Here is a 26,077-nt window from a genome sequence, read left to right as displayed (position 1 = left end):
GACCCCCGCGGTCCCGGCTACCCCGCCCCTCCCGGCAAAGCCTGCCGTCCCCGCCACCCCCGCAGTTCCCGCGGCACCGTCGGCCGATGGCTCGGCCAAGGGCCACACCGCCGCCGACGCCGACGTCAAGGGCACCGAGGGTGCAGGCGAAGGCTCCGTCGACGCTGACCAGGACGGCGCCACCGTCAAGGGCGACGCCAGCGTGAAGGGTGCTGCCGCTGAAGCGCGCGCCAACGCCAACGTCAAGGCCGCGGTCCCCGCAGTTCCTGCTGTCCCCGGAGCCAACGGCGTTCCGGCCACCCCGGCCGTTCCCGCCGTGCCGGCAACGCCGTCCGTCGAGCTGCCCCAGCACGACAAGTAATCTCCGGCTCTTGAGCCCGGACCCGGTTGGGTCCGCAAGCAGGAACCCCTCGCTTTGAGGGGCCCGGGGGTGCGGCCGCTAGACTTTTGGGGGCCGCACCCCAGCAGTAACGGAAGGACAGCCTCTTGGCACAGCAGCTAAGCGACGACGACTTGTCAGCCGCTTTAGCTGGCGACCCATCAGGCTTCAGCGCGGTGTACGTGGCTATTTCCCCCGCCGTGCTGGGATATTTCCGGGCCAGGGGAGTGGACGACGCCGAGGCCCTGACCCAAGATGTGTTCGTGGACGTCCTGCCGAAACTGGCCGGCGTCACGGGCGGCCACACGGGTCTGCGGACTTTTATTTTCTCCGTCGCCCACGCCCGGCTGGTGGATTACCGGCGGCGCGAGCAGCGCACGCCGCATCTGGCCGAATACGACCCCCTGAACGACGCGCGGTCCTCGGCATCCGCCGAGGACGAGGCGCTCGGCTCACTGGGCGGTATCTCTGCCACTCTCGCGAGGCTCAACGAGGAGCAACGGGAAGTTCTGGTCCTGCGCATCGTCGCGGACCTTTCCATCGAACAGGTGGCCGGCATCATGGACAAGACACCGGGTGCCATCAAACAGCTTCAGCGGCGCGGGCTCAGTGCCCTGCGCGAACTCGTAACCGAAAAGGACCACGCAGCATCATGACGGGCACCCGCGACCCCCAGCAGGATGGCAGCATCCACGCGATGCTTAGCGACTCCGGCCTCGAAACCGCGGCCGAACTCCGGAGCGCGCTCGAACAGCTCCACGCCCTGGTCCCGGAGGAGGCGCCGGCACCCCGCGCCGACCTCGCGGCACTGCTCGCGTCCGGAACAGCCGGGGTGGTCGGAGCAGCCGGTCCGGCCGCAAGCGCGACGACGGCGATGCCCACCCGCGCGATGCCCACCGCAGCCGCCGGGCCGGACGCCGTCGTCGTCAATCTTGCTGATCGCCGCAGGGCACGGAATCGCCGCCTCGCGATCGTGGGCGGCGCCGTGATCGGTGCCATGAGCCTGGGCGCGGGGGCCGTGGCGGCCTCCAGCGAGGATTTCCGGCACAGCGTCAGCCAAACCGTCGGTGTCATCTTCCAGCCCTCGGGGCGCACGACTCAGGCCCCGGAACATGTCCAGCCGTCGCCGGCTTCCGTCCCGGCCTTCCCCGCGCCTGCCGGCACTGCCCCTTCGGGCACTCCGGGCACTGCACTGCCGTCCAGCGGCGCACCCGCCGGCGCGGCACCGGACGCCGGCAAGGAGGCGGCCGAGCAGACCGGACACACACCGCCCGTCTCGCCCCCAGCCGTCGGCCGGGACGGCATCCTGCCGACTCCGGGCCACGGGCCGCAATCGCCTGGCCTACCCACGATGCCCGGCATTCCCGGTGGTTCCGACGGCGGCGAGGACCTGCCCCGCGTCCCCGGCCACATCACGCCAACCCTGCCCGCGATTGTTCCGACGAAGGCCCCCGACCACTCCTGAATCGCTGAAGCAGTTGCGCTATCACTTAGGGTCGTTCTCAGCGCTGAGAACGACCCTAAGTGATAGCGCAACGTCGGGGTGGCGGCGGGATGGAGGCTAGGCCAGGATCTGCCGCTTGGAGGAAATGACGCCGGTGTCGAAGCCGGCCAGGTGCAGGCCGCCATGGAAACGGGCATGCTCAATTTTCACGCAGCGGTCCATTACGACGTCGAGCCCGGCGGCCTCGGCCTCCTTCGCTACGTCCTCGTGCCACGAACCCAACTGCAACCACAGTGTCTTGGCGCTGGCCGCGATGGCCTCCTCCAGGACACCCGGCAGGTCATCGTGCTTGCGGAACACATCCACGATGTCGGGGCTCTCCGGAAGGTCCGCGAGCGACGGGTAGGTCGGCTCGCCCAGGATTTCCTTCACCACGGGGTTCACGAAATAGACCTTGTACCGGGTGGAGGACTGCAGGTAGGTCGCCACGAAATAGCTCGCCCGGGACGGTTTGTCCGAGGCCCCCACGATTGCGATGGATTTCGCCTGCCGCAGCAGGTTCAGCCGTTCCGGCGCCGAGGGCCCGGTCCAGGTTCTGGTTTCTTCCGTGCTCATGCGTTTGCTCCGATCGTGCAGCTGTCCGCCGGCAGGATGCCCGGGAGGGATTCTTCGGACTGTTCCGATGCCGCCGTCAGCGCCTGGTCGAGGTCCCACAGGATGTCCTCGAGATCCTCGAGGCCCACCGAAATGCGGACCAGGTCCTCCGGGACGCCGGCAGCTTCCAGCTGTTCGGGGCTCAGCTGCTGGTGCGTAGTGGAGCCCGGGTGGATGACGAGGGTCCGGGAATCGCCCACATTGGCCAGGTGCGAGGCCAACTGCAGGGCTTCGATGAATTTCTGGCCCGCCGCACGTCCGCCCTTGACCCCGAAGGAGAACACTGAGCCGGGACCCAGCGGCAGGTACTTCCTGGCCCGCTCGAAGTGCGGGTGCGAGGGCAGGCCGGCGAAGTTCACGTAGGCCACGCGCTCGTCAGCTTCAAGCCATTCGGCCACGGCCTGGGCGTTGCTGAGGTGCTCGTCCAGGCGCTGGGGAAGCGTCTCCACGCCCTGCAGGAGTTGGAACGCCGACTGCGGGGACAGCGCCGGGCCGATGTCGCGCAGTTGCTCGCAGCGAAGCTTGGTGAGGAACCCGTATTCGCCGAAGTTCCCCCACCACGAGACGTTGCCGTAGGAGGCGACGGGCTCGGTCATCGTGGGGAACTTGCCGTTGCCCCAGTTGAAGCGGCCGCTTTCCACAATGACGCCGCCCAGGGTGGTGCCGTGGCCGCCGAGGAACTTCGTGGCGGAGTGGATCACGATGTCCGCCCCGTGCTCGATCGGCCGCACGAGATACGGCGTGCTCAAGGTGGCGTCGACGACGAGCGGGATGCCGGCGTCGTGCGCCACCTTCGCCAGGGCCGCAAGGTCCTGGACTTCCGAGGACGGGTTGGCCACCACCTCGACGAAGATCGCCTTGGTGTTTTCCCGGACTGCCGCTGCGTAGTCCGCCGGGTCCGTGCCGGGAACGAAGGTGGTGTCCACGCCGAAGCGGCGCAGGGTGACGTCCAGCTGGGTCACGGTGCCGCCGTAGAGCTGGGAGGCGGCCACGATATGGTCCCCGGCCTGGGTCAGCGCGGCGAAGGTGATGAACTCCGCGGCCATGCCCGAGGACGTGGCCACGGCGCCGATCCCGCCTTCGAGGGACGCGATGCGTTCCTCGAAGGCGGCCACGGTGGGGTTGCCGATCCGCGAGTAGATGTTGCCGTACTTTTGCAGGGCGAAGAGGTTCGCGGCGTCCTGGGTGTCCTTGAATACGAAGGACGTGGTCTGGTAGATCGGCACCGCGCGGGCGCCGTGCTCGGCGTCGGGAGTGCCGCCGGCGTGCAGGGCGCGGGTGCGGAAGCCGAAGCTGCGCTCCGCCACTACGCGGCCACCTCAACCTGTGCCACGGGCGTGCCGGACAGGTCCAGTTCGGTGCCGTGCTTGCGGGCGAGGTCGGCCTCGAGTTCGCGGACGATCGGCAGGATGTCCTGACCGAACGCGGCCACCTCCTCCTGGAAGTGCAGGTAGCCGGTGAGGAACAGATTCACGCCGATCTTCTTGTACTCCACGATCCGCTCGGCGATCTGCTCCGGGGTGCCGATCAGCTGGGTCTTGAAGCCGTCGTTGTACTGGACCAGGTCCTCGAAGCTCGAGTCGGCCCACATGCCCTTGCCATCCTTGGTGGACGGTCCGGCTTCCTGGACAGCGTCGCGGAAACCCTGGACGGCGGGCTTGTGAGCCTTTTCGACGATCTCGCGGAGGGTGTCCCGGGCCTCCTTCTCGGAATCGCGGGCGATGACGAAGCCGTTCAGGCCAAACTTCGTAGAGGGCAACTGGCCCTCGGTGCCGCGGCGGGTCTCGCTGGACGCGGCAACCACGCCGGCGATGTTCTCCTTGAACCCCTCAAGGTCCTTGCCGTTGGAGAAGTACCAGTCCGCCACACGGCCGGCGGTGGCCTGCGCGGCAGTCGAGTTGCCGCCGAAGAAGATCTCGGGGTGGGCCCGGCCCGGCACGTCCACCGGGGCCGGCTGCAGGGTGAAATCGGTGATGTTGTAGTACTTGCCGGACTGGCTGAAGTTCTTTTCGGTCAGCAGTCCGCGGAGCACGCGGATGAATTCCTCGGTGCGGACGTAGCGCTCGTCGTGTTCGAGCCATTCGAGGCCGAAGTTCTCGAACTCCGCCTTGAGCCAGCCGGAGACGATGTTGACGGCGGCCCGGCCGTTGGAGATGTGGTCCGCGGTGATGAGGTACTTCGCCAGCACGCCGGGGTGCCACATGCCGGGGTGGACGGCGGCGATCACCTTGAGCCGCTCCGTCGCGGCCAGCAGCGCCAGGCTGAACGAGGTGGCCTCGTGCTGCTTGTCGGCGCCGTAGGAGGCGGCGTAGCGGGTCTGGGTCAGGGCGTATTCGAAGCCGGAGTTCTCGGCGATCCGGGCCAGCTTCTTGTTGTACTCGAAGTCCCAGCCGGTGCGCTGTTGGATCGTGGAGACCACGAGGCCGCCGGAGACGTTCGGGACCCAGTAGGCGAACTTCAGGGGTTCGGAAAGACGGGCGACGCTGCTGATGTCAGTCATGGGGATTCCTTTACTTCTGGGTGGGGATGGCTGCTGCGGGGACGGCCGCGGCGCGTTCGCGCAGCACGTCCTGGATGCCGGCGATGGCCGGCTCGTTCTGGAGGGAGGTGGTGTCGCCCAGCGTGGTTCCTTCGAACAGCTGGGTCAGCAGCCGGCGCATGATCTTGCCGCTGCGGGTCTTCGGCACATCGGGGACGACGACGACGTCGCGCGGCTTGGCGATGGGGCCGATTGCCTTCGTGACGTGCGCCTTCAGGGCGCCGTGGATGTCGGCGGTGGCCGCCGAATCCTTCAGCACCACGAACGCCACGATGGCATGCCCGGTCTTCGGGTCCGCGACGGGGCATACCCCGGCCTCCACCACATCCGGGTGGGAGACGAGGGCCGATTCGATTTCGATGGTGGAGAGCAGGTGGCCGGAGACGTTGAGCGTGTCGTCCACCCGGCCGAGGATCCAGATGTCGCCGTCGTCGTCATACTTCGCGCCGTCACCGGCGAGGAACCAGCCCTGCGCCGCGTACTGGCGCCAGTACGAATCGAAGTAGCGGCGCGGGTTGCCCCAGACCGTCCGCGCGATGGCGGGGCCGGGCGCGTCCACCACGATGAAGCCCTGGACGCCCGGCGGCACGGTGGTGCCGGCGTCGTCCACGATCCGGGTGCTGACGCCCGGCAGCGGCCGGGCGGCGCAGCCGGGCTTGAACTCGGTGTCGGTCGGGGCGGGGGAGAGGATGGTGGCGCCGGTTTCGGACTGCCACCAGGTGTCCACCACGGGGGCGGTGCCGGCGCCGAGGTTGGCCCGCAGCCAGCGCCAGGCCTCGGGATTGACGGCCTCGCCGACGGTGCCGAGGAGCCGGATGGAGGAGAGGTCGTACGTGTCCGGTACGCCGTCCGGGAACCAGCCCATCAGGGAGCGGACCAGGGTGGGCGCGGTGTAGTACTGCGTGACGCCGTAGCGTTCGATGATCTCGAAGTGCCGGCCCGGGTGCGGGGTGTTGGGGGTGCCCTCGAAAATCACCTGGGTGGCGCCGTTGGAGAGCGGGCCGTAGAGCTCGTAGGTGTGCGCGGTGACCCAGGCGAGGTCGGCTGTGCACCAGTGGACGTCCTGGTCCCGCAGCGCGGGGTCCGGGTTGCTGAAGAGGTGCTCGAAACTCCAGGAGGCCTGCGTGAGGTAGCCGCCGGAGGTGTGGACCAGGCCCTTGGGCTTACCGGTGGTGCCGGAGGTGTACATGATGAACAGCGGCGTCTCGGCGTCGAACGCCTCGGCTTCGTGGATCTCGGAGGCGGTGCCGACGGCGTCGTGCCACCAGACGTCACGGCCTGCGGTCATCGGGACGGTGTCGAGCAGTTCCGGTGCCGTGGTCCGGTTGACCACCAGGACGTGCTCGATCGCGTTCTTGCCGGCGACGGCGGCATCCGCATTTTCCTTGACCGGCACGGGCACGCCGCGGCGGAACTGGCCGTCCGTGGTGACCAGCAGCTTGGCGCCCGTGTCCTCGACCCGGAAGCGGAGCGCCTCGGCGGAGAACCCGCCGAAAACGAGGGAATGGATGGCGCCGATCCGGGCCGCGGCGAGGGTAATGACCACGGTCTCCGGGATGACCGGAAGGTAGATCACCACACGGTCGCCTTTGGCGATGCCGAGATCCAGCAGGGCGTTGGCGGCCTTGGAGACCTCGCGCTGCAGCTCCGCGTAGGTGATGGTGCGGCGGTCGCCCGGTTCGCCCTCGAAGTGCAGGGCCACCTTGTCCCCGCGTCCCGCGGCCACGTGGCGGTCCACGCAGTTGTAGGCGACGTTGAGTTTGCCGCCGTCGAACCAGCTGATCTGCGGGCCGAGCCCGGCTTCGACGTCGGCAGGAATCAGACGGTGGGCTGTGTGCCAGGGCTTGCCGCCGGAGGCATCGCCGCCGGAGGCATCGCCGCTGGAGGCCTCACCGGCAGGGCCGGCGGCGAAGTCGCCGGAAAAGTCCGCCCAGTCGAGCCGGAGGGCGGCTTCCTCCCAGAAGGCGATCCGCTCCGCCTCGGGCATGAGGGCGGGCGTCGTGGTCTCGGGCGCGGACACGGAATAGACAGTCATAGGTGTGCTCCATCGGTCCTGGCGGTAGCACCCTGCTGATGGCCAGGGTTGCTGCGGCTGCATCGATCCAGGTCTCTTGGCCGCTCGGGATGGTTGTACTTCACACTAAACGGATGCGCGTCCCGATGGTGAAATTGCCGTCTTGTGCCACGTAATATTCGGCTCTACAGAATTTTGTGGCTTTTCGGCGGTCATTTCTTCGACGCCGGTGCCGCGGCTGGCAGCCGACCGGCGCGCCCGCGGGTACTGCGCGTAGGCTTTGCCCATGCCCCATGTCAACGATCCTGCAGTCCTCGAACGGCTGATGCGCACCAAGGGGCGGTGGGCCATCGTCGGCCTCTCCACCAACGAATGGCGCGCCGCCTACGACACCTCCCTGTTCATCCGTGACCGGCTGGGCATGGAGATCATTCCGGTGAACCTGCCGGGAGATCCCGTGCACGGCGAAACGGGCTATGCCAGGCTCGCCGACATCCCGGACAGCAAACTGCCCATCGACGTCGTGGACTGCTTCGTGAATTCGCAGAAGGTGGGCGCCGTCGTGGACCAGGCAATCGCCGTCGGCGCCAAGGCCATCTGGATGCAACTGGGCGTCATTGACGAGGCAGCCGCCGAGCGCGCCAAGGCCGCCGGCCTCGATGTGATCATGAATGCGTGTCCGGCGCAGGACGCCGTGCGCTTTGGCTTGTAGCCGCAGTATTCTGCAGCCTCCGTAACTTAACCCTAAAGTGTCATTTTCGCCTGCTACCGTTCAGCGGAATCTTCCCCGCGACGCAAGGAGCAGCCATGTGCGAGCACCACCCGACACTGCCTCCGGCGGCGGCCCCTGAACCTCACTCGGCCCTTGGCCGGCGGGCGCTTCTGGGCCTGCTGGGCGCTTCTGTGGTCGGTGGGTTGGGCGGTTGCGCCGTTCCGGGGGCTACGGCTCCCGGCCCCGAAGCATCGTCCGGTCTTTCGGCCGGCCCGGGGCAGCCGACGCTGTCCGTCCTGACAGTCGACGGACTCGACTCCACTGTCCCCAACGACCTGCGCCGTCCAGGCAGGCGCCTCCGGCGCACCTATGCGTCCGATTTCCACCTTCCCCCGGTCCAAGGTGGGATGGTGCCGGTCCTGACGCGGGTCATGACCAAGCAGCCCGTGGTGTTCCTGACCATAGACGACGGGGTGACAAAGACTCCCCTGATGGCCCAGCTGCTGGACGAGTACGACTACCCCGCGAGCCTGTTTCTGACCCGGAACTTCGTGCAGAACGATCCCGGATTCTTCAAACAGTTCGAGGCCCAGGGAAGCCTGGTGGAAAACCACACCATCAGCCACAACGTGAACATGTCCCGCCAGCTGAGCTACGGGCAACAGCTTGCCGAGATCGCCGGTATGCAGGACTACGCCCAGCAGCAGTTCGGACGCCGGCCCACGCTCTTCCGGCCGCCCGGCGGAGACTACTCCAACGCCATGCGGCAGGCCGTTGCAGCCGCCGGGATGAAGGCCATCGTGACATGGGAAGCCAAAGCGAACGCCGGCCGCATGGATTACCAGTACGGAAATTCACTTCGTCCCGGAGACATCGTGCTCATGCATTTTCGGCCGGAGTTCGCTGCGGACCTTGCCGCCTTCCGCGAGGCCCAGCTTTCTGCCGGGCTCGACGTCGTTCTCCTGGAAAACTTCCTCGGCGTCGCCTGAGCGCGCAGGGGCTGCCGCTATGGTCCGATGGTGCCGGACGGAGCCGGGTCGGCCGGCGGCGAAGTGCCCGGGTGGCCACGCCGTCGGCGCCTGGCAGTAGGCTCGAAGCATGGACGCAACTGCACTCCGGGCGCTTTGCCTCGGGTTCCCTGGTGCCTTTGAGGACTTTCCCTTCGGGCCCGAGACGTCGGTCTTCAAGGTCCGCTCCGCCGTCTCCGGCGGGCTCCGGCAGGCGGCCAAGATGTTCGCCCTGTCCGCGATGGACGAGGCCGACTTTTCGGTCAGCCTGAAATGTGAGCCGGTCTTGGCCCAGCAGCTGCGAGCCGCCCATCCGGAAATCACCGGTGCCTGGCACCTGAACAAGACGCATTGGAACGGTGTCCGGCTGGACGGTTCGCTGCCCGATGCCATGATCCGGGACATGGTGGAGGACTCCTACGACCTCGTGGTGGCTTCGTTGAGCCGGCGCCAGCAGGAGCAGCTCGGCTGGGCCCGGCTGGCGCTGGGTGACGCCGGGCCGGTGGAGAGGTGAACGGGTTCTTGGGCCGGCTCGTGGGCTTGCCGCCGAGCGGACCAGCGAGCGGCCCGGCGAGCGGTCCGGCGAGCGGTCCGGCCGCCGGCAGGATCGCCGGCGGTGCGCTGAACTATGCGGGCATCGGCGCCACGGAACATGGGCCGCCGCCCGAGGGCGTCGAATGCCTTGTCACGCAGGCCCATGTGGGGGAGGGAATGGCGGCCTACCGGCGTGCGGTCCAGGGCATGCTGACGTGGCAACTCCAGAAGCGGTCAGGGCTGCGGGTCCGGGCGGAGTCCGGCGTCGTGGTCCCCGGAGCCCGTGTGGTGAGCGGTTTCGGCGTCGGGCCGTTCCGCATCGACGCTCCCTGCGAAGTGGTCTGGGTGCGGCGGCCGGTTGCGGGCGACGGCCCGCAGTCCGCCGGATTCGGCTACGGCACCCTGCCGGGACATCCGGTCCGCGGCGAAGAGGCGTTCGAGATCTCGATCGATGCGCAGGGGATGGTGACCATTGCGATCACCGCGTTCGGCGGGCCGTCCAACTGGTTCTACGCGGCGGGCGGCGCCGTGACCAGGCGGGCACGGCGGCACGTCACTTCCAGATACATTAGGAGTGCCCAAGAACTGGCCGCAGGTGTGAGCTGAGCAGGAGCCAATGGATGCTTGATCAACAGACCCTTGACCGATTGTGGAATTTCGATGACCCGGCGCTTTCCGAAGCCCGCTTCCGCGAGGCACTTGCCGAGCCCGGCTACGACGCCGATGAACGCGCCGAACTCACCACGCAGCTGGGCCGGGCCATCGGGCTGCAGGGCCGCTTCGAGGAAGCCGACGCGCTTCTGGACGCGGTCGACGGCGACGAGCCCACCGTGGCGGTGCGGGTGCTCCTGGAACGCGGCCGGGTGCTCAATACCAGCGGCCATCCGGAGATGGCCGTGCCGCTCTTTGAACAGGCCGCCGAACTCGCGGACCACCTGGGTGAGGAATTCCTGGCCGTGGATGCGTTGCACATGCTCGCCATAGCCGACCCGGCGCACGCCGTGACGTGGACCCGAAGCGCCCTGGAGTACGCGTCCACGGTCCACGATGAGCGGACTAAGCGATGGATCGTCTCCCTTCACAACAACCTCGGCTGGACGCTGCACGACGCCGGCCGCTGCACCGAGGCCATGGTGGAGTTCCAGCTCGCCGAACAGTGGGCCGGGAGGATCGGGACCCCGCGGCAGCAGGAACTGGCCCGCGAGGCTATCAAGGCCTGTTGAGCCCCGCGTTGTCCTGTTGCAAGAATGGAATACCGTCCCCCGCACCGAAAGGCACTTTCCCGTGATTTTCATTGTCGTCAAATTCAAGGTCAAGCCCGATTGGTCTGAGCGCTGGCTCGGCCTGGTGGACGATTTCACCCAGTCGACCCGGAAGGAGCCGGGCAACCTCTGGTTCGACTGGTCCCGCAGCGTGGAGGATCCCAACGAGTTCGTCCTGGTCGAGGCCTTCAAGGACGACGCCGCAGGCGACCACGTCAACAGCGAGCACTTCAAGAAGGCCATGGCGGACATGCCCCAGGCGCTCGTGGAGACGCCCCGCATCATCAGCCGCCAGTTCGACGGCGAAGGCTGGGACCGAATGGGCGAACTCACTGTCTAGCCACCCATCCCCCCCATCGATTGCTCCGCAAAAGCCCTTTTGAGGCCCGAAAACGGCGTTGGGCCCACGCCGGCAGGGTTCCCTGGCCGAGCTTGCGAGGCGAGGGGGCCGGTGGGGAGCAATCGATGGGAAAATTGGGGCATGTGGATCGGCTGGATTGAATTCGACCTCCTCCTCGGCGACGTCCACAGCCTAAAGGAGAAACGCTCCGTGGTGCGGCCGGTACTTGCCGAGCTGAAGCGGCGCTTTGATGTCTCTGTGACCGAGGCGGACCTGCATGACCAGCACCGGCGCACCGTGATCGGCGTCGGTCTGGTCGCGGCGGACCGGGCCCACCTCGTGGAGGTGCTGGCCGGCGTCGAACGCTTCATGGCCGCCCGGCCGGAAATGGAGCTGCTCAGCGCCCGGCAGCGGGAACTCCGCAGCGACGACTAAACCCTTATCGATTGCTCCGCAAACGCCCTTTTGAGGCTCCATAACGGCACTTATGGAGCAACCGGTGGGGGATGTGGATAACTTCTGCGGCGTCGACGCGGTTCTGGTCTCATGAAGCCATGAAGACCGCTCGCCCGTTGCCGGCCAATTTCCAGGGACGCCCCTTCACCGTTGTCGAAGCGGCGGATGCCGGGGTGTCGCCCAAAAGGCTCCGCCACCGCTCCCTGACCGTGCTCGGCAGAGGGATTCGTTCCCTGGGCCCGACGCCGGGGCTTCCTCTGAGCGTGCGAGTGCGGCCTTTCATTGAGGTCAATGAGCGATGCGCCGCGTCGCACCTCACCGCGGCGGAGCTCGGCGGGCTTCCGGCGCGGCAACCAAAGGAGGGACCGGAGATGTACCACGTGATCAGGCCCGAAGGCGCGGCCCACCTCAACCGGCCGCACGTCATCGTTCACCGGATGAAGCTCTACGACGACGAGATCACGCTTCTGGACGGGATTCCCATCACCACCCCGGAGCGAACCTGGCTGGATCTGGCCGAAATGCTGACCGTAGACGAACTCGTTGTGGCCGGCGACAGCTGCGTCCGGATGCCCCGGCCGGAATTCGAGGCCAGGGACCAGCCGCTGTGCACGCTAGGCGATCTGCAGCGGATGATCGAACGCCACAAGGGAAAGCGCGGGATCCGCAAGGCGAGGGAAGCTATTGCGCTCATTCGCGTGGGCTCTGATTCGCCGCAGGAGTCTCTGTTGAGGCTGGCGATTGTGCGGGCCGGTCTGCCCGAACCCGAGCTGAACGTGCCGATCATCGACGACGCAGGAACGCGGCATCATGAACCCGACTTGTCTTACAGAAAATACCGGATCGGCATCGAGTACGAGGGCGAACTCCACGGTGACGAAGGGCAGATTGTCCGGGACATCGCCCGTTCCGAGCGTTACACGGGCCTCGGATGGACAGAGGTCCGGATCTCCAAGCGGCATATGGCACATGATGCGAAAGCCGCGGTTGCCAAGGTCCGGACCGCGCTCGTCCAGGCCGGCTGGCGTCCGGGTCGATGAACCAAAACGACTGCTCCGCAACTGCCCTTCTGAGGGTTCAAAAGGGCAGCTGCGGAGCAGTCGATGGAGGGTGGCGGTGGGTGGGGACTAGCCGAAGTACTTCGGCAGGGTCGCCTCGTGGGCTTCGCGGAGCGCGTCAAGGCTCATGGGTTCGACTCCGTTGATCTCCAGCGTGCCGCCCTCGGCGTCCACCACACCGATCCGGACGTGCGCGAAGCCGCGGGCGGTGCACATGTCCGTGAAGCGGATTTCCTCCGAGCGGGGCACCGAGACGATGGCGCGGCCCTGGGTTTCGGAGAAGAGCGCGGTGAACAGGTCCACGCCGTCGCGGTCCAGGACGTCCTGCAGCGCGATCCGGGCACCCACGCCGTAGCGCAGGGACGATTCCACGAGGGCCGCCGCGAGGCCGCCTTCGGAGAGGTCGTGGGCGGCGTCCACCATGCCGTCGCGGGAGGCGTTGATCAGGATCTCGCCCAGCGCGCGTTCGGCATCGAGGTCAACCTTGGGCGGCAGGCCGCCGAGGTGTCCGCGCAGGTTGGACCATTCCGAACCGTCCAGCTCGGCCGCCGTGGTGCCCAGCAGGTAAATGGCCTGGCCGTCTTCCTTCCAGCCCGACGGCGTGCGGCGCGCGACGTCGTCGAACTTGCCCAGCACAGCCACCACGGGGGAGGGATGGATGGGGGTGGTGCCGGTCTGGTTGTACAGCGAGACGTTGCCGCCGGTGACCGGGATGCCGAGCACCATGCACGCGTCGGACAGGCCGCGGATAGCCTCGGCCAGCTGCCACATGACGTCGGGATCCTCGGGGGAGCCGAAGTTCAGGCAGTCGCTGACGGCCATCGGCACGGCGCCGGAGGTGGCGACGTTGCGGTACGCCTCAGCCAGGGCCAGCTGCGCGCCGTGGTACGGATCGAGGTAGGTGTAGCGGCCGTTGGCGTCGGTGGCCAGGGCCACGCCCAGACCGGTTTCCTCGTCCACCCGGACCACACCGGCGTCGTCCGGGAACGCCATGGCAGTGTTGCCGCCGACGTAGCGGTCGTACTGCTTGGTGATCCAGGACTTGTCGCACATGTTCGGCGAGGCCACGAGCTCGGTGATGGCAGCGGCCAGGTCCGCGGGGGCGGAGGGGCGGCCTGCGTCCTGCACGGACCCGGTGAAGGAGTCGGCCTGGACCGCGTCCTGCCATTCGGGGCGGGCATACGGGCGGTCGTAGACCGGGCCGTCGTGCGCGACAGTGCGCGGGTCGACGTCGACGATCACTTCGCCTTCCCACGTGATGATCAGGCGGCCGGTGTCCGTCACCTCGCCCAGCCAGGAGTATTCCACGGCCCACTTGTCCATGACCGCTTCAAACGCGGCGATGTTCTCCGGGGTGACCACGGCCATCATGCGTTCCTGCGACTCGGACATCAGGATTTCGCCCGGGGTCAGGGTGGGATCGCGCAGCAGGACGGAGGTCAGCTCGACTTCCATGCCGCCGTCGCCGTTGGAGGCGAGCTCGGACGTGGCGCAGGAAATGCCCGCGGCGCCCAGGTCCTGGATGCCCTCCACCAGGGAACCCTTGAACAGCTCCAGGCAGCACTCGATCAAGACCTTCTCGGCGAAGGGGTCGCCCACCTGGACGGCGGGGCGCTTGGACGGCTTGGTGTCGTCGAAGGACTCCGAGGCCAGCACCGAGGCGCCGCCGATGCCGTCACCGCCGGTGCGTGCACCGAACAGCACCACCTTGTTGCCCTTGCCGGAGGCATTGGCGAGGCGGATGTCCTCGTGGCGCATGACGCCGACGGCCAGCGCGTTGACCAGCGGGTTGCCCTGGTACACGGAATCGAAGACCATTTCGCCGCCGATGTTAGGCAGGCCCAGGGAGTTGCCGTAGCCGCCGATGCCGGCGACCGCGCCGTGCATGACGCGCGCGGTGTCCGGGTGGTCGATGGCGCCGAAGCGCAGCGGATCCATCACGGCCACCGGGCGCGCGCCCATGGAGATGATGTCGCGGACAATGCCGCCGATGCCGGTGGCCGCGCCCTGGTAGGGCTCCACGAACGACGGCGAGTTGTGCGACTCGATCTTGAACGTCACTGCCCAGCCGTCGCCCAGGTTGGTGACACCGGCGTTTTCGCCGATGCCCACGAGCATGTCCTTCTTCATCTCCTCGGTGACCTTTTCGCCGAACTGGCGCAGGTGGTTCTTCGAGGACTTGTAGGAGCAGTGCTCGCTCCACATCACGGAGTACATGGCGAGCTCGGCGCCGGTGGGGCGGCGGCCCAGGACCTTGACGACCTCGTCGAACTCGTTCTGCTTCAGGCCCAGTTCGGCCCAGGGCAGTTCGGTGTCCGGAGTCTTCGCCGCGTTCTCCACGGTGTCGATGTTGAACTTCCGGGCGGTCTCCGCGGGCGCCGCCACTGCGGGTGTCTCCGTCATTTGTTGCCTCCCACGATTTTGTTCAGGACAGAGGTGAAGAAGCCGAGGCCTTCGGTGCCGGAGCCTTCCTCCGGGCCGAAGCCGGCCTCCACGGCGTGCTCGGGGTGCGGCATGAGGCCCACCACGTTGCCTGCGGCGTTGGAGATGCCGGCGATGTCGCGGCGGGAACCGTTCGGGTTGAACCCGACGTAGCGGAACACGACGCGGCCTTCGGCCTCAAGCGCGTCCAGGGTCTTCTCGTCGGCGATGTACTGGCCGTCCTGGTTCTTCAGCGGCACAGTAATTTCCTGGCCGACCGCGTAGTCGCCGGTCCACGCCGTGGAGTTGTTTTCCACGCGGAGGACCTGGTCGCGGCACATGAATTTCAGGTGGTCGTTCTTGATCATGGAGCCGGGCAGCAGGTGCGACTCGGTCAGAATCTGGAAACCGTTGCAGATGCCGAGGACCGGCAGCTTGGCCTCCGAATTGGCGGCGTCGATGATCTTGGACATCAGCGGCGCGAAACGGGCGATGGCGCCGGCGCGGAGGTAGTCACCGTAAGAGAAACCGCCGGGAATCACGACGGCGTCGACGTCACCCAAGGTGGTGTCGGCATGCCAGAGTTCCACCGGAGTGGCGCCTGCCAGGCGGACCGCGCGGGCGGCGTCGCGGTCATCCAGGGTGCCGGGGAAGGTCACGACGCCGATCCGCGCCCCCGCGAGTTGTGGATTAGCGGCGACGGCAACAGCCTCGCCGATCAGGGGGAGTTCAGTCATCTCAGGCCTCAACGACCTCGACGTTGACGACGTCCTCGATGACCGGGTTGGACAGCAGGGTTTCCGCGGCGTCGCGGGCCTGGGCCAGGATCTCCTCGGTCACCTCGCCGTCGACCGTGAGTTCGAAGCGCTTGCCCTGGCGGACAGAACTAAAGGCGGTGAAACCCAGCCGGGGCAGCGCACCGACGATGGCCTTCCCCTGCGGGTCCAGAATCTCGGGCTTGGGCATGACGTCGACAACGATCCGGGGCATCCGGTAACTCCTGTGCGTGAGCATTGGGTAAGGGCGCAGCGGAGTAGTGCCGTCTCACGCCGGTCCGCTGTGTGTTGAGGACTGTTAGTGAACACAGCGTGAAAGGGCGCTCCGCGAGCTTGCATGCCCATTCTACCGGCCGCGGTGCGTCCGGCCGCATTCGGGCTGGCAGTGTGAACGTGGCCTCCCCGGGAGGTCCTTGAACTGGACAAACGCCGCCGCGCGGCGCGCTTCGGCCTATGGTCCCGCGCGGCCGCGGGTCAGTAGGATGTGCGCATGGCTCCGAAACCGAAATCCGTGCTGTTACCCGTCGTCGCCGCCGCCGTGTTCGCCGGGCTGGGCCGAATGGTCCTGCAGAAGATCAGGGCCGACCGTGCAGCGAAGCAGACCAAGGTGGCCGGACCGCTGGACGAGAAGACCCGGGCCTGGATCAGCGAGGTTGTCCGGACTCCGCGCCAGTAGGCCACCCCGCCCGGGCCGCACATTCCTCCCCATTTCCTATCGACCTCCTGACTATCGACGCAGCTCAGACGCTTCGTCGACGCATCGTGTCGTATTGCGTGACAAATTTTAAATAGCTTCTTGTGGTCTATGTCATATCCGGCTCTCAGTCTGTACTGTATGAATCGGCTGGTATCCGTCGGGGCAGGCCGGGCAATCGCCCGGTGCGGCCCCGCCAGTCTGCTGGGCCCGGTATAGAAGCCGGGCCGTTCCTTTACGAAAGGTTCATCACTCGTGACATCACCAGGAAAGAGCTTCCTTCGAAGCGGGGGACTCCGGAGGGTCGCGGCGCTGACCCTGGGATTGCCGGTACTTCTGTCCACCATCGCGATCGCACCTGCCAACGCGGCCCCGGCACAGGGGCCGGCCGCGGCCGGTGTCGCGCAGAAGAATGTTGATCCGAACAACTACAAGGACGGCCGCTACATTGTGGTTCTGGCGGAAAAGCCGTCCGCAACCTACGACGGCGGGACGCCCGGGCTCCCGGCCACGAAGCCCGCCTCCGGCAAGAAGCTGGACGCCAACAAGGCTGAAGTCAAGCAGTACCGGGCCCACCTGGAACAGAAGCAGGCCCAGGTCGCCGGCCAGCAGGGCGTCAAGATCCAGCGCCAGTTCACGGCAGCCCTCAACGGCTTCAGCGCCAAGCTGACGGCGGACCAGGCCATCAAGCTGGCCAGGGACCCCTCCGTCCTGGTGGTCGCGCCGGACACGGAGAACGCTCCGGACTACTCCAGCACCGACTTCCTCAAGCTCAGCGGGCCCAACGGCACCTGGAACACCCAGTTCGGCGGCCAGGACGGGGCCGGCAAGGGCGTTGTGGTCGGGGTCATCGACACCGGGTACACCCCGTCCAGCGCCTATTTTGCCGGCGACGCGGTTAAACCACTCACGGGAAATCCCGTCGTCGGCGTGCCTTACCGCAGCGCGGACGGCAAGATCGAGATGCTCAAAGCCGACGGCGAGCTCTTCAAGGGCGACTGCCAGACCGGCACTGACTTCGACGGCACGGCCTGCAACTCCAAGGTCCTGAGCGCCCGCTACTTCGGCGACGAGTTCGCAAGCTATGTCCCGCAGTCGGACTGGGCGCCGGGCGAGCGGCTGTCGCCGGTCGACGCCGCCAGCCACGGAACCCACACGGCCAGCACGGCTGCAGGCAACGCCAATGTCGAAGCCATGGTTGACGGCCGGAGCTTCGGTCAGACCAGCGGCATCGCACCGGCCGCGAAGCTGTCCATCTACAAGGTCTGCTGGGAAGATACCGATCCCAACACCGGCGGCTGCTACTCGTCGTCGGCCATCGAGGCCATCAACCAGGCCATCGAGGACGGCGTGGACGTCCTGAACTACTCCATCTCGGGCGCTACGGACACCACCACGGACCCCGTCTCCCTGGCCTTCCTGTCCGCTGCCTCGGCCGGGATCTTCGTGGCGGCGTCCGCCGGCAACTCCGGCCCGACCGCCAGCACCGTCAACCACGGCGCACCGTGGATGACGACGGTCGCTGCCAGCAGCTTCTCGCAGGAACTGCAGGGCACGGTCGAGTTCTCCGACGGCAGCAAATACCGCGGCGCCAGCATCATGAACGGCCAGGTCTCCAACGCCGGCGTCGTGCTGGCAGCCAACGCGGGAGCCGCCGGGAGTACCAACCCGGCCCTGTGCGGCGACGGCTCGCTGGACCCGGCCAAGATCGCCGGCAAGGTTGTGGTCTGTGACCGCGGCGTCGTAGACCGCGTCGCAAAGAGCGCCGAGGTCAAGCGCGGCGGCGGCGTCGGCATGGTCCTGGTCAACCTGAGCGAGTCCTCGCTGGACACGGACAAGCACTCGGTCCCCACCGTCCACGTGAACCCGCCTGCCACCGAGGCCATCAAGGCCAAGGTCGCCGCCAACCCGGCGATCACGGTCTCCCTTGTCAACAAGGACACCACGGGTCTGCCCCTCGAGGCGCAGCCGCAGATCGCCGGCTTCTCCTCCCGCGGCCCGCTGCTAGCCGCGGACTCCGATCTCCTGAAGCCGGACGTCACCGCGCCCGGCGTGGCCGTGCTGGCCGGCGTCTCGCCGATCGGCACCGACGGGGACAACTTCGGGTTCCTGTCCGGCACTTCCATGGCGTCCCCGCACGTGGCCGGCTTCGCGGCGCTGATCCTGGCCAAGAACCCCTCCTGGTCCCCGGCGGCCGTCAAGTCCGCGATGATGACCACCACGAGCGACGTCAAGAATGCTGACGGGTCGAAAAACACCGATGTCTTCGCCACCGGTGCGGGCGAGGTGGACCCGGCACGTGTGCTGGATCCGGGCCTCGTCTACGACGCCACCACGGCGGACTACCAGGCGTTCATCCAGGGCACCACCAGGCCGCGGGACATGAACCTGCCGTCCTTCGCCCTGGGCAACCTGGCCGGGAAGATCGAGGTCACCCGCACGGTGACCGCCCTGACGCCGGGCGTCTACAAGGCCAAGTTTGATGTTCCCGGCATCAAGGTCAGCGTGACCCCGGCCGCCCTGAACTTCAAGGCAGCCGGAGAGAAACAGACTTTCAAGGTCTCTTTCGAAAACCAAGGAGCGCCGCTGGGCAAGTTCGCCACGGGTTCGCTGACGTGGCAGGGCGCCAACAAGACCGTCACCTCCCCGATCGCGGTCCGTCCGCAGTCGGCAGTGGCGTTGTCCGACGTCGCCTTCACCTCGCAGGGCGGGACGGGATCCGGCGCGATCAAGGTGGTCTCGGGCACGAATGCGCCGATCAGCATGACCCTCGACGGCCTCTCGAAGGCGGATTCCACCGCTGTGCAGCTGGTCCCGGGGCCGTTCACGGGTGACACGGATGCCTCGAACCTCGTCAAGACGGTCACGGTCCCCGCAGGAGCCCCGCTGGCCAAGTTCTCAGTGATTTCCGCCGACCCTAAGGCCGACTTCGACATGTACGTCATGACCCCGACGGGCCCGCTGACGGTCGCAACGTCGTCCGCCAGTGAATCGGTATCCATCCCCGACCCCGCCCCGGGCGAGTACACGATCTACGCGAACCTGTACGCCAGCCCGAATAGCCAGACCACCAAGGCCTCAGTGGATGCCGCGGTGCTGGGCGCGAACGTCGGCAACGCTTCGCTGAGCCCGAACCCGTTGCGCCTGGCCAACGGCAAGGCCGGCAGCGTCACGATGAACTGGAAGGGCCTGTCCGAAGGTTCATACATCGGACGCGTCACCTTCGCCGGTGCCAGCGAGCCGACATTCGTCTCCGTCCTGGTCACCCCGGCCGGGGCCGTCGCGGTCCCGCCCACCGCGGAGGACCAGGACTCCAACGACGGCCCGGGAGACAACGGTGACGGCGGTAACGACACGGGCAAGAAGGTGAAGAAGGAGAAGGGCAAGATCCAGAACGGCGATCAGTCCTTCGCCCCGGACAACGCCATCTAGGCGCATAACGGCACCAAGAACGGCGACGGCCGGCGGTTCGCACCGCCGGCCGTCGCTGTTTAAACCGCCGGGTCAGACATCAGGAGTCGGGCAGCGTCCCGCCGGAGGCAGGACACCGTCCGCCGGAAGCAGGAGCCGTGGGTCGGATCCCTGCCGCGTCAGACGGCGCCCGTGGAACCTGGGCTGCCGCCGAGCAGCGCCGCCATGGCGCGCCAGCGCGCGATCTCGCAGCCGTCCGTCCGGCTGAACCGGCTATTGACCTGCCGTCCCAGATACCAGCCGGTCACGACGGCGGTCTGCGGGCCGCCGTACTGCTGCGTGCACAACTGCGGGGGCCCCGGCTTGGGGAAGAAGATGGCCTCGCCGTGGCGCCGGACCGCCTCAAGTGCGGCGGCCGGATCGGGAAGGGTCGACGCGGCGGAGGGTTCGCCGTCGGCGGCTTCGAGCCGGAAGGTGTATTCCGGCGCGCCGGGCGTCTCGGTCAGGCGGATGGTCAGATCGATGTCGTGCTGCGGGTCGGCTGTGCCTGTCATGTTGGTCCTTTCAGACTCTTGTCCGGAGCCGGAGCCGGAGCCGGAGCCGGAGCCGGAGCCGCGTGCCGGCCTCCGCTTCCGGGGCTGTCTTGGCCGCGGTGTTGCGCCGCGGCATCGAGCAGGGGCCTCAGCTCCCGCAGCAGCCGGTGCCGGAGTTGCTGCGACTCGGCTGCGAACGCCCGCTGGTACTCGACGTATTCGGCCTTGCCCTCCGGCGTCTCGATGGGAATGGCAGGATAACCCCAGCCGGCGAGATCGTACGGCGAGGCCTGCATGTCCATGGCCCGGATCCGCCATGACAGTTCGAAGCAGTCCATGACGAGCTCGCTGGGCAGCAGCGGGGAGAGCTTGTAGGCCCACTTGTAGAGGTCCATGTTGGCGTGCAGGCAGCCGGGCTGCTCCAAGGTCCGCTGGTTCTCCCTACTGGGAACCAGGCTGTTCAGCGGAACGGCGTCCGGGGTGTAGAAACGGAAGGCGTCAAAGTGCGAGCACCGGATCCGGTTCTCCTCCACCACCTCGTCGGTGCGCCCGGACCCCAGCCGCAGCCTCAGGTACTCGTGCCGAAGGTCGAACTTGTCCTGCCGGTAGACCATGGCCCACTCGTGCAGCCCAAAGCAGCCGAACTGGGCCGGCCGCGCGGCAGTCCCGGCGAGGATGATCCCGGCGAACTGCAGCGCGTCCCGGCGGTCCCTGAGGAAGGCGTCGACGTCGACCGTCACGGCCGGTGACTCCGCCGGCAGGCCGGCGGCGGCGAGTTCGGCGTCGTCGGCCGCACGGTAATACTTCCAGCCGGTCCGCGCCTCCGCCTCAGGCCCGGAGAGCACGACGCCGGCACCCGGGTGCCAGCGCAGCAGCTGGCCGGGTTTCTGGGTGTAGTAGGTGAAGAGGAAGTCTTCCACCGGGTGCTTCCGGCCGGCGGAGCGCCGCTCGAGGTAGGGATCGGCATAGCGGCCGACGCGCTGCTGGTGGGCCGCCTGGCGTGGCAGCCACTCTTCCTGCTGAAGGTGCAAGGGCTTAGCTCGGCCAGCCGGAGGAGCCCAGAACATCCTTGGCGGCGTTCCAGGCTGCGATTTCACAGCCGCCCTTCAAACCGTAGGTCGCCTGGACCTGCCGGCCGTCCACGACGCCCGTGACGGTCGCGACCTGCGGGCCGCCGTACTGCTGGGTGCAGGCCCTGTTCTTGTCGACAACAGGGCTGAGGATGGACGGGTTGTTCTTGATGGCGATGCACGCTGCGGCAGCGTTCGGGTGCTGGCTCTCGGCCGCGGGAACCCCGTTCTGGCACACGAGCGTGAAGTTGGTCGGGGCGGCGGTTTCGGTCGGCTTAATCATGATGGCGAGCTCGGCGTTCCCCTGTCCCGGGCCGGACGGCAGCGGGGCCGCGGAGGGCGACGGGGCCGGGGATGTCGTCTCAGTCTCCGGCGACGGAGAACCGGTCGGGGAGCTGGAGGATGTTCCCGCCGTCGTGCTGGCTGAGGGAGACGGCGCGGGGCCGCTGTTCGGCGTGCACGCGGCCAGTCCGGCCGCGGCCATCAGGGCGGCCGCCAAAAAAAGTGCCGGGCGGCCCGATCGAGTGCGCATCAGCAGTCCTCCTCAGTTTTGCCCAGTCTACCGCCGGGGTGCGTCTTCCGGGTCGGGCCGGGTGGCGGCGATCAGGTCCATCATGGACGCGTGCAGCTGCCTCACCTGCTCGCGCGTCAGCCCCAGCCGCGCCATCATGATGCCCGGAACTTCGGTGGCCTGCTCCCGGAGGGCCGCCCCGCGGGGCGTCAGGCGGACATCCAGCATGCGTTCGTTGCCCTCCATCCGCTGACGGGTGATGAACCCGGCGGTTTCGAGCCGGCGCAGCAGCGGCGAGATGGTGGCCGGCTCCTGGGCCAGGGCGTCGCTGATGTCCCGGACGGACCGGGGGCTGGCCTCCCAGAGGGACAACATGACGAGGTACTGCGGGTGGGTCAGGCCGAGCTTGTCCAACACGGGCTTGTAGGCGCCCACCACACTCCGGGAGGCCACCGTCAGGGCGAAACAGAGCTGTTGCTCCAGGAGGAGGTCATCCTGCGCCGCTTGGGAGTCCCGGGTGCCCTGCGGGACGCGGGCTGCCTGGTTTCTTGGGATTCCTTCGGTCACACTGACTCCTTCAAATGATTAGTGTACTAATGATTAGCGTACACTGGGAGCATTGTCTTGTTCCCAGGAAAGGATAGCCATGGCCAAGGAAAACGGCGCCCAGAGGTTCATGCGGGCAACCGGAAAGCTTCGGATGATTTTCGGGCCGGCCAACCGCAGTTCCCTCGGCCATGAGATGACCGAGCAGAACAGGCGGCTGTTGGCGATGCGGGAGGCCGAGACCGCGCAGTGGGAGACCATGCACCGGCCCGACGGCAGCACCTATGTGGTGCCCCGCAACCCGGAGGACAAGTCCCTGCGCTAGGCGTGGTTTCCCGGCATCCCGCAGGGGCCTTTTGCCGCCGTCGGGCGTAAAATGAGGACACTGACACACCGCTGTGCAGCATCCTGAACCACCCGCGACGAAGAAAGGGGGTGGGACTAGTGACACGTGCGGTCAAAGCTTTTATGGACAAGACCGACAAGCTGAGGCTCCTGTTCGGACCCGCCAACCGGGGCGACACTGCGGCGCCTGTCGTTCACCATCATGATGACTACGAGCACGCCTCGGAAGAAGACCTGGCAGGCTTCGAGGTCGAGACAGACTCGCATGGACACCACTACGCTGTCCGGAAAACGGATCTCTGGAAAGAAGAGGTCTGAGAGCCCGGTCCGGCATCAGGGCGGCCGTGGCCGCCCGGACACGACAGAGGGGTGCGGAGAAACGAGGAAGGGAGCGGCGCTGGCCGCTCCCTTCCTCATGCACATGCGGGCTGGAATTCCGCTACCGGCCCGCAGCCGGCTTGTGGTGTCCCTTGGTTGCCCGTTGCCCGTTGCCGGTTAGCGGCCGGTGCCGCCGTAGACCGTGGCTTCGTCCTCGCTGTCGAGGTCGAACGCCCTGTGGATGGCGCGGACGGCGTCATCGAGCAGGTCCGCGTGGGTGACCACCGAGATACGGATCTCCGAGGTGGAGATCATGTTGATGTTGATTCCGGCCTCGGAGAGGGCCGCGAAGAAGCGCGCGGAGACCCCAGGGTGGGAGCGCATGCCGGCGCCGATCAGCGAAAGCTTGCCGATCTTCTCGTTGTATTCGATGCTCTCGAAGCCGATCCGGTCCTGTGCGGCGTGCAGCGCGGCAAGGGCTTCGGCGCCCTCGACGATCGGGAGGGTGAAGGAGATGTCGGTCCGGCCCGTGCCGTGGGTGGAGACGTTCTGGACGATCATGTCGATGTTGGAGTGGGCGTCCGCGATGACCTGGAAGATCGCGGCGGCCTTGCCGGGGATGTCAGGTACACCGACAACCGTGACTTTGGCTTCGGAACGATCGTGTGCAACACCGGAGATGATTGGCTGCTCCAAGGCAACTCCCTCTTGGGTCGTGATCTTGTCGTCGGCGCCGGGCAGGACCCAGGTGCCTTCGTTCTGGCTGAATGAGGAACGGACGTGCAAGGGTACCCCGAAGCGGCGGGCATATTCGACGCAACGCAGGTGCAGGATCTTGGCGCCCGAGGCGGCCAGCTCCAGCATTTCCTCGCTGGAGATGCGGTCGATCTTGCGGGCCGACGGGACGACCCGCGGGTCGGCCGTGTAGACGCCGTCGACGTCGGTGAAGATCTCGCAGACGTCGGCGTCGAGCGCCGCGGCGAGGGCCACCGCCGTCGTGTCGGAACCGCCGCGGCCGAGCGTGGTGATCTCGTTGGTGGTGCGGCTCATGCCCTGGAAGCCGGCAACGATCGCGATGTGTCCCTTGTCCAGGGCGGTGCGGATGCGGTGCGGGTCGACGTCGATGATCCGGGCCTTGCCGTGGATGCCGTCGGTGATCATGCCGGCCTGCGAGCCGGTGAAGGACTGGGCCGAAGCGCCGAACTTGTTGATGGCCATGGCCAGCAGCGCCATGGAGATGCGTTCCCCGGCGGAAAGGAGCATGTCCATTTCGCGGGCCGGGGCGGAATCGGTCACCTGTCCGGCGAGGTCAAGGAGTTCATCGGTGGTGTCTCCCATGGCGGAGACCACGACGACGACCTCGTCGCCGGCGTTGTGGGCGTCCACGACCCGGCGGGCGACGCGCTTGATGCCCTCCGCGTCCGCCACCGACGAACCGCCAAACTTCTTCACGACAAGGTGCTTGGTGGCGGCGGCCGAGACGGGCAGCGTCTGCGGCTGCGATCCGGGCTGGACTTCGGTAGTGGGCAAACTCATTCGCGCACCCTCACTGGATCATCGGGGTTCTGGGCCAGGCAACCAAACGGCGCGACGGCGTAACTTCTCCTCCCAGTTTATCGCCGCGCGCCCTGCGCCGTTGAATTGTGACCGAATAGTAGACAACCAGGCCTTTCCGCGGGCGCGATTCCGCCGGACATGCCCGGCGCTGCGGACCAGGAAGGGGCATGCTCTCCCGTGCCGGGGGGACATGCTCATTCTTCGCGGCCAGGGGTGGGCATAAGGGCAATGTGTCCATTCCCGGCCCCGGGCGCGGGACATGTCCGATGGCCGGAAGGACCTAGCCTCGGTCCAGCCGGTAGCGCCAGGACGGCAGCTGCTTGCCCGCCGTGTCCTCGGCAAACGGGAAGAAGCGGTCTTTCCGGAAGCCCAGGCCTTCCAGCAGCCTGCGCGAAGGCAGATTGGGCTCGTAGACCCCCGCGAAAAGTGTTTCGCTGCCGCGAACGTCGAAGAGCCACTGGACTAGGGCGGCCGCCGCCTCACGGCCGAGACCGAGCCGCTGATGTTCCGGGTGCAAGACATAGCCCAGGCTCGCGGACCAGGAAGGAATCCGGCCGGGTGCCGGGGGCTCGACGGTGTTCCAGGTCCGGCCGTCGCCAACGACGTCACCGGTGGCGCGGAGCTCGAAGGCCCAGCCGAAGTAGAACCACTCGGCGGTCGAGGATTCCGCAGCGGACAGCGCCTGCTGGAGCCGGGCACTGTTCTGCTCGGGCGTGAGCGGCCCGTGGGAGAGGTACCGCGTCGCTGCAGGGTCGCCGCGGAACCGGAGGAGGGCGCCGGCGTCGTCCGCTGTCAGCGGGCGCAGAAGCAGCCGCTCCGTGATGAGCGGGGCGGGGGTGTCGCTGCCGGAAACCGTCACGGATCCGTCAGCTCAGCGCGTTCCGGCGTCCCTCGAAGGCCCTGCCGAGCGTGACTTCGTCGGCGTATTCGAGGTCCCCGCCCACGGGCAGGCCTGACGCGAGCCGGGTGACGGCGATCCCGATCGACTTGAGCATCCGGGCCAGGTATGTCGCTGTGGCCTCGCCCTCCAGGTTGGGGTCGGTGGCGATGATGATTTCCTGGATGGCGCCGTCGTTGAGCCGGGTGAGCAGCTCACGGATCCGGAGCTGTTCCGGGCCGATCCCGGCGATCGGATTAATCGCCCCGCCCAGCACGTGGTACCTGCCGCGGAACGACCGCGTCCGCTCCACCGCCAGGACATCCTTGGATTCTTCGACGACGCAGATCACCGAGGGGTCCCGGCGCGGGTCACGGCAGATATTGCACAGTTCCTGCTCCGTCACGTTCCCGCAGACCGTGCAGAACTTGACCCGCTCCTTCACCGTGGTGATGGCGTCGACGAGCCGCTTCATGTCCTGCGGATCCGCCTCGAGGATGTGAAAGGCCAGCCGCTGGGCAGACTTGGGCCCGACTCCGGGAAGGCGTCCGAGCTCATCGATCAGCTCTTGAACTGCACCTTCGTACACAATGTCCTCGTTCGTTTGGAATGGGGCCGG

The 26,077-nt window shown here is 67.3% G+C and carries 28 protein-coding genes and 1 pseudogene; 15 read left to right on the top strand and 14 right to left on the bottom strand.

The genetic code is table 11. From position 1 onward, the window contains the following. The 3 genes and pseudogenes from C9424_RS21670 to C9424_RS12625 form a co-directional block, all read left to right on the top strand. A pseudogene (locus C9424_RS21670) lies at positions 1 to 361 on the top strand (hypothetical protein); the annotation flags it as partial. Positions 362 to 486: 125 nt separating this feature from the next. Continuing rightward, positions 487 to 1,035: an RNA polymerase sigma factor gene (locus C9424_RS12630; protein ID WP_116767166.1), complete on the top strand. Its 549-nt coding sequence runs from the start codon at positions 487 to 489 to the stop codon at positions 1,033 to 1,035. After that, on the top strand, positions 1,032 to 1,844 hold the full coding sequence (locus C9424_RS12625; protein WP_116767165.1) for a hypothetical protein: 813 nt from the start codon (positions 1,032 to 1,034) through the stop codon (positions 1,842 to 1,844). The genes C9424_RS12630 and C9424_RS12625 overlap by 4 nt, the downstream gene beginning before the upstream one ends. Before the next feature lie 96 nt (positions 1,845 to 1,940). Here C9424_RS12625 and C9424_RS12620 read toward each other — a convergent pair whose 3' ends face one another. From C9424_RS12620 to acs, 4 genes are read right to left on the bottom strand one after another with little or no spacing between them, the layout of a single operon-like run. Next, complete coding sequence (locus C9424_RS12620; RefSeq protein ID WP_116767164.1) at positions 1,941 to 2,438, bottom strand: CoA-binding protein; 498 nt, start codon at positions 2,436 to 2,438, stop codon at positions 1,941 to 1,943. After that, positions 2,435 to 3,784: an O-acetylhomoserine aminocarboxypropyltransferase/cysteine synthase family protein gene (locus tag C9424_RS12615; RefSeq protein WP_116767163.1), complete on the bottom strand. Its 1,350-nt coding sequence runs from the start codon at positions 3,782 to 3,784 to the stop codon at positions 2,435 to 2,437. Before C9424_RS12615 ends, C9424_RS12620 begins: the two co-directional genes overlap by 4 nt. Further along, entirely contained in the window at positions 3,784 to 4,977 is a 1,194-nt protein-coding gene (gene sfnG / locus C9424_RS12610) for a dimethylsulfone monooxygenase SfnG (protein ID WP_116767162.1), read from the bottom strand. The genes C9424_RS12615 and sfnG overlap by 1 nt, the downstream gene beginning before the upstream one ends. 10 nt (positions 4,978 to 4,987) lie before the next feature. Further along, positions 4,988 to 7,051: an acetate--CoA ligase gene (acs, locus tag C9424_RS12605; protein WP_116767161.1), complete on the bottom strand. Its 2,064-nt coding sequence runs from the start codon at positions 7,049 to 7,051 to the stop codon at positions 4,988 to 4,990. Between the two features lie 265 nt (positions 7,052 to 7,316). Between acs and C9424_RS12600 the strand changes: the two genes are divergently transcribed. The 8 genes from C9424_RS12600 (at position 7,317) to C9424_RS12565 (ending at position 12,381) form a co-directional block, all read left to right on the top strand. After that, positions 7,317 to 7,742 carry a CoA-binding protein gene (locus tag C9424_RS12600; RefSeq protein WP_116767160.1) on the top strand — a complete coding sequence of 142 codons (426 nt, stop codon included), beginning with the start codon at positions 7,317 to 7,319 and terminating at the stop codon, positions 7,740 to 7,742. A gap of 95 nt (positions 7,743 to 7,837) precedes the next feature. Next, positions 7,838 to 8,731: a polysaccharide deacetylase family protein gene (locus tag C9424_RS12595; protein ID WP_237563432.1), complete on the top strand. Its 894-nt coding sequence runs from the start codon at positions 7,838 to 7,840 to the stop codon at positions 8,729 to 8,731. A 109-nt stretch (positions 8,732 to 8,840) separates the two neighbouring features. Further along, positions 8,841 to 9,263 carry an MmcQ/YjbR family DNA-binding protein gene (locus C9424_RS12590; protein ID WP_116767158.1) on the top strand — a complete coding sequence of 141 codons (423 nt, stop codon included), beginning with the start codon at positions 8,841 to 8,843 and terminating at the stop codon, positions 9,261 to 9,263. Next, positions 9,260 to 9,889, top strand: a complete 630-nt coding sequence (locus C9424_RS12585) for a DUF1990 family protein (RefSeq protein WP_337189824.1) — start codon at positions 9,260 to 9,262, stop codon at positions 9,887 to 9,889. The genes C9424_RS12590 and C9424_RS12585 overlap by 4 nt, the downstream gene beginning before the upstream one ends. 14 nt (positions 9,890 to 9,903) lie before the next feature. Further along, positions 9,904 to 10,506 carry a tetratricopeptide repeat protein gene (locus tag C9424_RS12580; RefSeq protein WP_116767157.1) on the top strand — a complete coding sequence of 201 codons (603 nt, stop codon included), beginning with the start codon at positions 9,904 to 9,906 and terminating at the stop codon, positions 10,504 to 10,506. A 61-nt stretch (positions 10,507 to 10,567) separates the two neighbouring features. Continuing rightward, on the top strand, positions 10,568 to 10,885 hold the full coding sequence (locus C9424_RS12575; RefSeq protein ID WP_116767156.1) for a putative quinol monooxygenase: 318 nt from the start codon (positions 10,568 to 10,570) through the stop codon (positions 10,883 to 10,885). Between the two features lie 141 nt (positions 10,886 to 11,026). Further along, positions 11,027 to 11,320, top strand: a complete 294-nt coding sequence (locus C9424_RS12570) for a DUF503 domain-containing protein (RefSeq protein WP_091255616.1) — start codon at positions 11,027 to 11,029, stop codon at positions 11,318 to 11,320. A gap of 119 nt (positions 11,321 to 11,439) precedes the next feature. Then, on the top strand, positions 11,440 to 12,381 hold the full coding sequence (locus C9424_RS12565; RefSeq protein ID WP_237563431.1) for a hypothetical protein: 942 nt from the start codon (positions 11,440 to 11,442) through the stop codon (positions 12,379 to 12,381). Positions 12,382 to 12,468: 87 nt separating this feature from the next. Here the strand turns inward: C9424_RS12565 and purL are convergent, their stop codons facing one another. Genes purL through purS form a run of 3 tightly spaced genes read right to left on the bottom strand, consistent with a single transcriptional unit; the run spans position 12,469 to position 15,810 of the window. Beyond that, positions 12,469 to 14,802 carry a phosphoribosylformylglycinamidine synthase subunit PurL gene (gene purL / locus C9424_RS12560; protein WP_116767154.1) on the bottom strand — a complete coding sequence of 778 codons (2,334 nt, stop codon included), beginning with the start codon at positions 14,800 to 14,802 and terminating at the stop codon, positions 12,469 to 12,471. Continuing rightward, entirely contained in the window at positions 14,799 to 15,557 is a 759-nt protein-coding gene (gene purQ, locus C9424_RS12555; protein WP_116767153.1) for a phosphoribosylformylglycinamidine synthase subunit PurQ, read from the bottom strand. The genes purL and purQ overlap by 4 nt, the downstream gene beginning before the upstream one ends. A 1-nt stretch (position 15,558) precedes the next feature. Continuing rightward, complete coding sequence (gene purS / locus C9424_RS12550) at positions 15,559 to 15,810, bottom strand: phosphoribosylformylglycinamidine synthase subunit PurS (protein WP_018776110.1); 252 nt, start codon at positions 15,808 to 15,810, stop codon at positions 15,559 to 15,561. A gap of 276 nt (positions 15,811 to 16,086) precedes the next feature. On the opposite strand from purS, the gene C9424_RS12545 reads away from it, so the two are divergent. After that, on the top strand, positions 16,087 to 16,272 hold the full coding sequence (locus C9424_RS12545; protein WP_091255625.1) for a hypothetical protein: 186 nt from the start codon (positions 16,087 to 16,089) through the stop codon (positions 16,270 to 16,272). Positions 16,273 to 16,545: 273 nt separating this feature from the next. Further along, positions 16,546 to 19,722: a S8 family serine peptidase gene (locus C9424_RS12540; RefSeq protein WP_237563430.1), complete on the top strand. Its 3,177-nt coding sequence runs from the start codon at positions 16,546 to 16,548 to the stop codon at positions 19,720 to 19,722. 158 nt (positions 19,723 to 19,880) lie between these two features. Here the strand turns inward: C9424_RS12540 and C9424_RS12535 are convergent, their stop codons facing one another. From C9424_RS12535 to C9424_RS12520, 4 genes are read right to left on the bottom strand one after another with little or no spacing between them, the layout of a single operon-like run. After that, positions 19,881 to 20,255: a serine protease inhibitor gene (locus tag C9424_RS12535; RefSeq protein WP_116767152.1), complete on the bottom strand. Its 375-nt coding sequence runs from the start codon at positions 20,253 to 20,255 to the stop codon at positions 19,881 to 19,883. Then, a complete protein-coding gene (locus C9424_RS12530; RefSeq protein WP_237563429.1) occupies positions 20,252 to 21,301 on the bottom strand; it encodes a 3-methyladenine DNA glycosylase in 1,050 nt (349 codons plus the stop codon). The genes C9424_RS12535 and C9424_RS12530 overlap by 4 nt, the downstream gene beginning before the upstream one ends. Continuing rightward, positions 21,270 to 21,836: an SSI family serine proteinase inhibitor gene (locus C9424_RS12525; protein WP_116767151.1), complete on the bottom strand. Its 567-nt coding sequence runs from the start codon at positions 21,834 to 21,836 to the stop codon at positions 21,270 to 21,272. Before C9424_RS12525 ends, C9424_RS12530 begins: the two co-directional genes overlap by 32 nt. A gap of 27 nt (positions 21,837 to 21,863) precedes the next feature. Continuing rightward, positions 21,864 to 22,370 (bottom strand): MarR family winged helix-turn-helix transcriptional regulator, encoded by a 507-nt coding sequence (locus C9424_RS12520; protein ID WP_116767175.1) that lies wholly within the window; start codon positions 22,368 to 22,370, stop codon positions 21,864 to 21,866. Between the two features lie 91 nt (positions 22,371 to 22,461). Here C9424_RS12520 and C9424_RS12515 point away from each other — a divergent pair, with 91 nt between their 5' ends. Both C9424_RS12515 and C9424_RS12510 read left to right on the top strand, forming a co-directional pair. Further along, positions 22,462 to 22,686 (top strand): hypothetical protein, encoded by a 225-nt coding sequence (locus tag C9424_RS12515; RefSeq protein WP_116767150.1) that lies wholly within the window; start codon positions 22,462 to 22,464, stop codon positions 22,684 to 22,686. Positions 22,687 to 22,829: 143 nt separating this feature from the next. Next, positions 22,830 to 23,024 (top strand): hypothetical protein, encoded by a 195-nt coding sequence (locus tag C9424_RS12510; RefSeq protein WP_091255667.1) that lies wholly within the window; start codon positions 22,830 to 22,832, stop codon positions 23,022 to 23,024. A 177-nt stretch (positions 23,025 to 23,201) separates the two neighbouring features. Here the strand turns inward: C9424_RS12510 and C9424_RS12505 are convergent, their stop codons facing one another. From C9424_RS12505 to recR, 3 genes are all read right to left on the bottom strand, one after another. Continuing rightward, positions 23,202 to 24,560, bottom strand: coding sequence for an aspartate kinase (locus tag C9424_RS12505; RefSeq protein ID WP_116767149.1), 1,359 nt, complete (start codon positions 24,558 to 24,560; stop codon positions 23,202 to 23,204). Between the two features lie 301 nt (positions 24,561 to 24,861). Further along, positions 24,862 to 25,440 carry a GNAT family N-acetyltransferase gene (locus C9424_RS12500; RefSeq protein ID WP_116767148.1) on the bottom strand — a complete coding sequence of 193 codons (579 nt, stop codon included), beginning with the start codon at positions 25,438 to 25,440 and terminating at the stop codon, positions 24,862 to 24,864. A gap of 7 nt (positions 25,441 to 25,447) precedes the next feature. Continuing rightward, positions 25,448 to 26,047 carry a recombination mediator RecR gene (recR, locus tag C9424_RS12495; protein WP_090579574.1) on the bottom strand — a complete coding sequence of 200 codons (600 nt, stop codon included), beginning with the start codon at positions 26,045 to 26,047 and terminating at the stop codon, positions 25,448 to 25,450. Positions 26,048 to 26,077: the final 30 nt, after the last annotated feature.

Origin of the sequence: Arthrobacter sp. H-02-3, assembly GCF_003097355.1 — a bacterium.
Taxonomy (GTDB): Bacteria; Actinomycetota; Actinomycetes; order Actinomycetales; family Micrococcaceae; genus Arthrobacter; species Arthrobacter humicola.
This window is presented reverse-complemented; position numbering and strand designations above follow the sequence as displayed.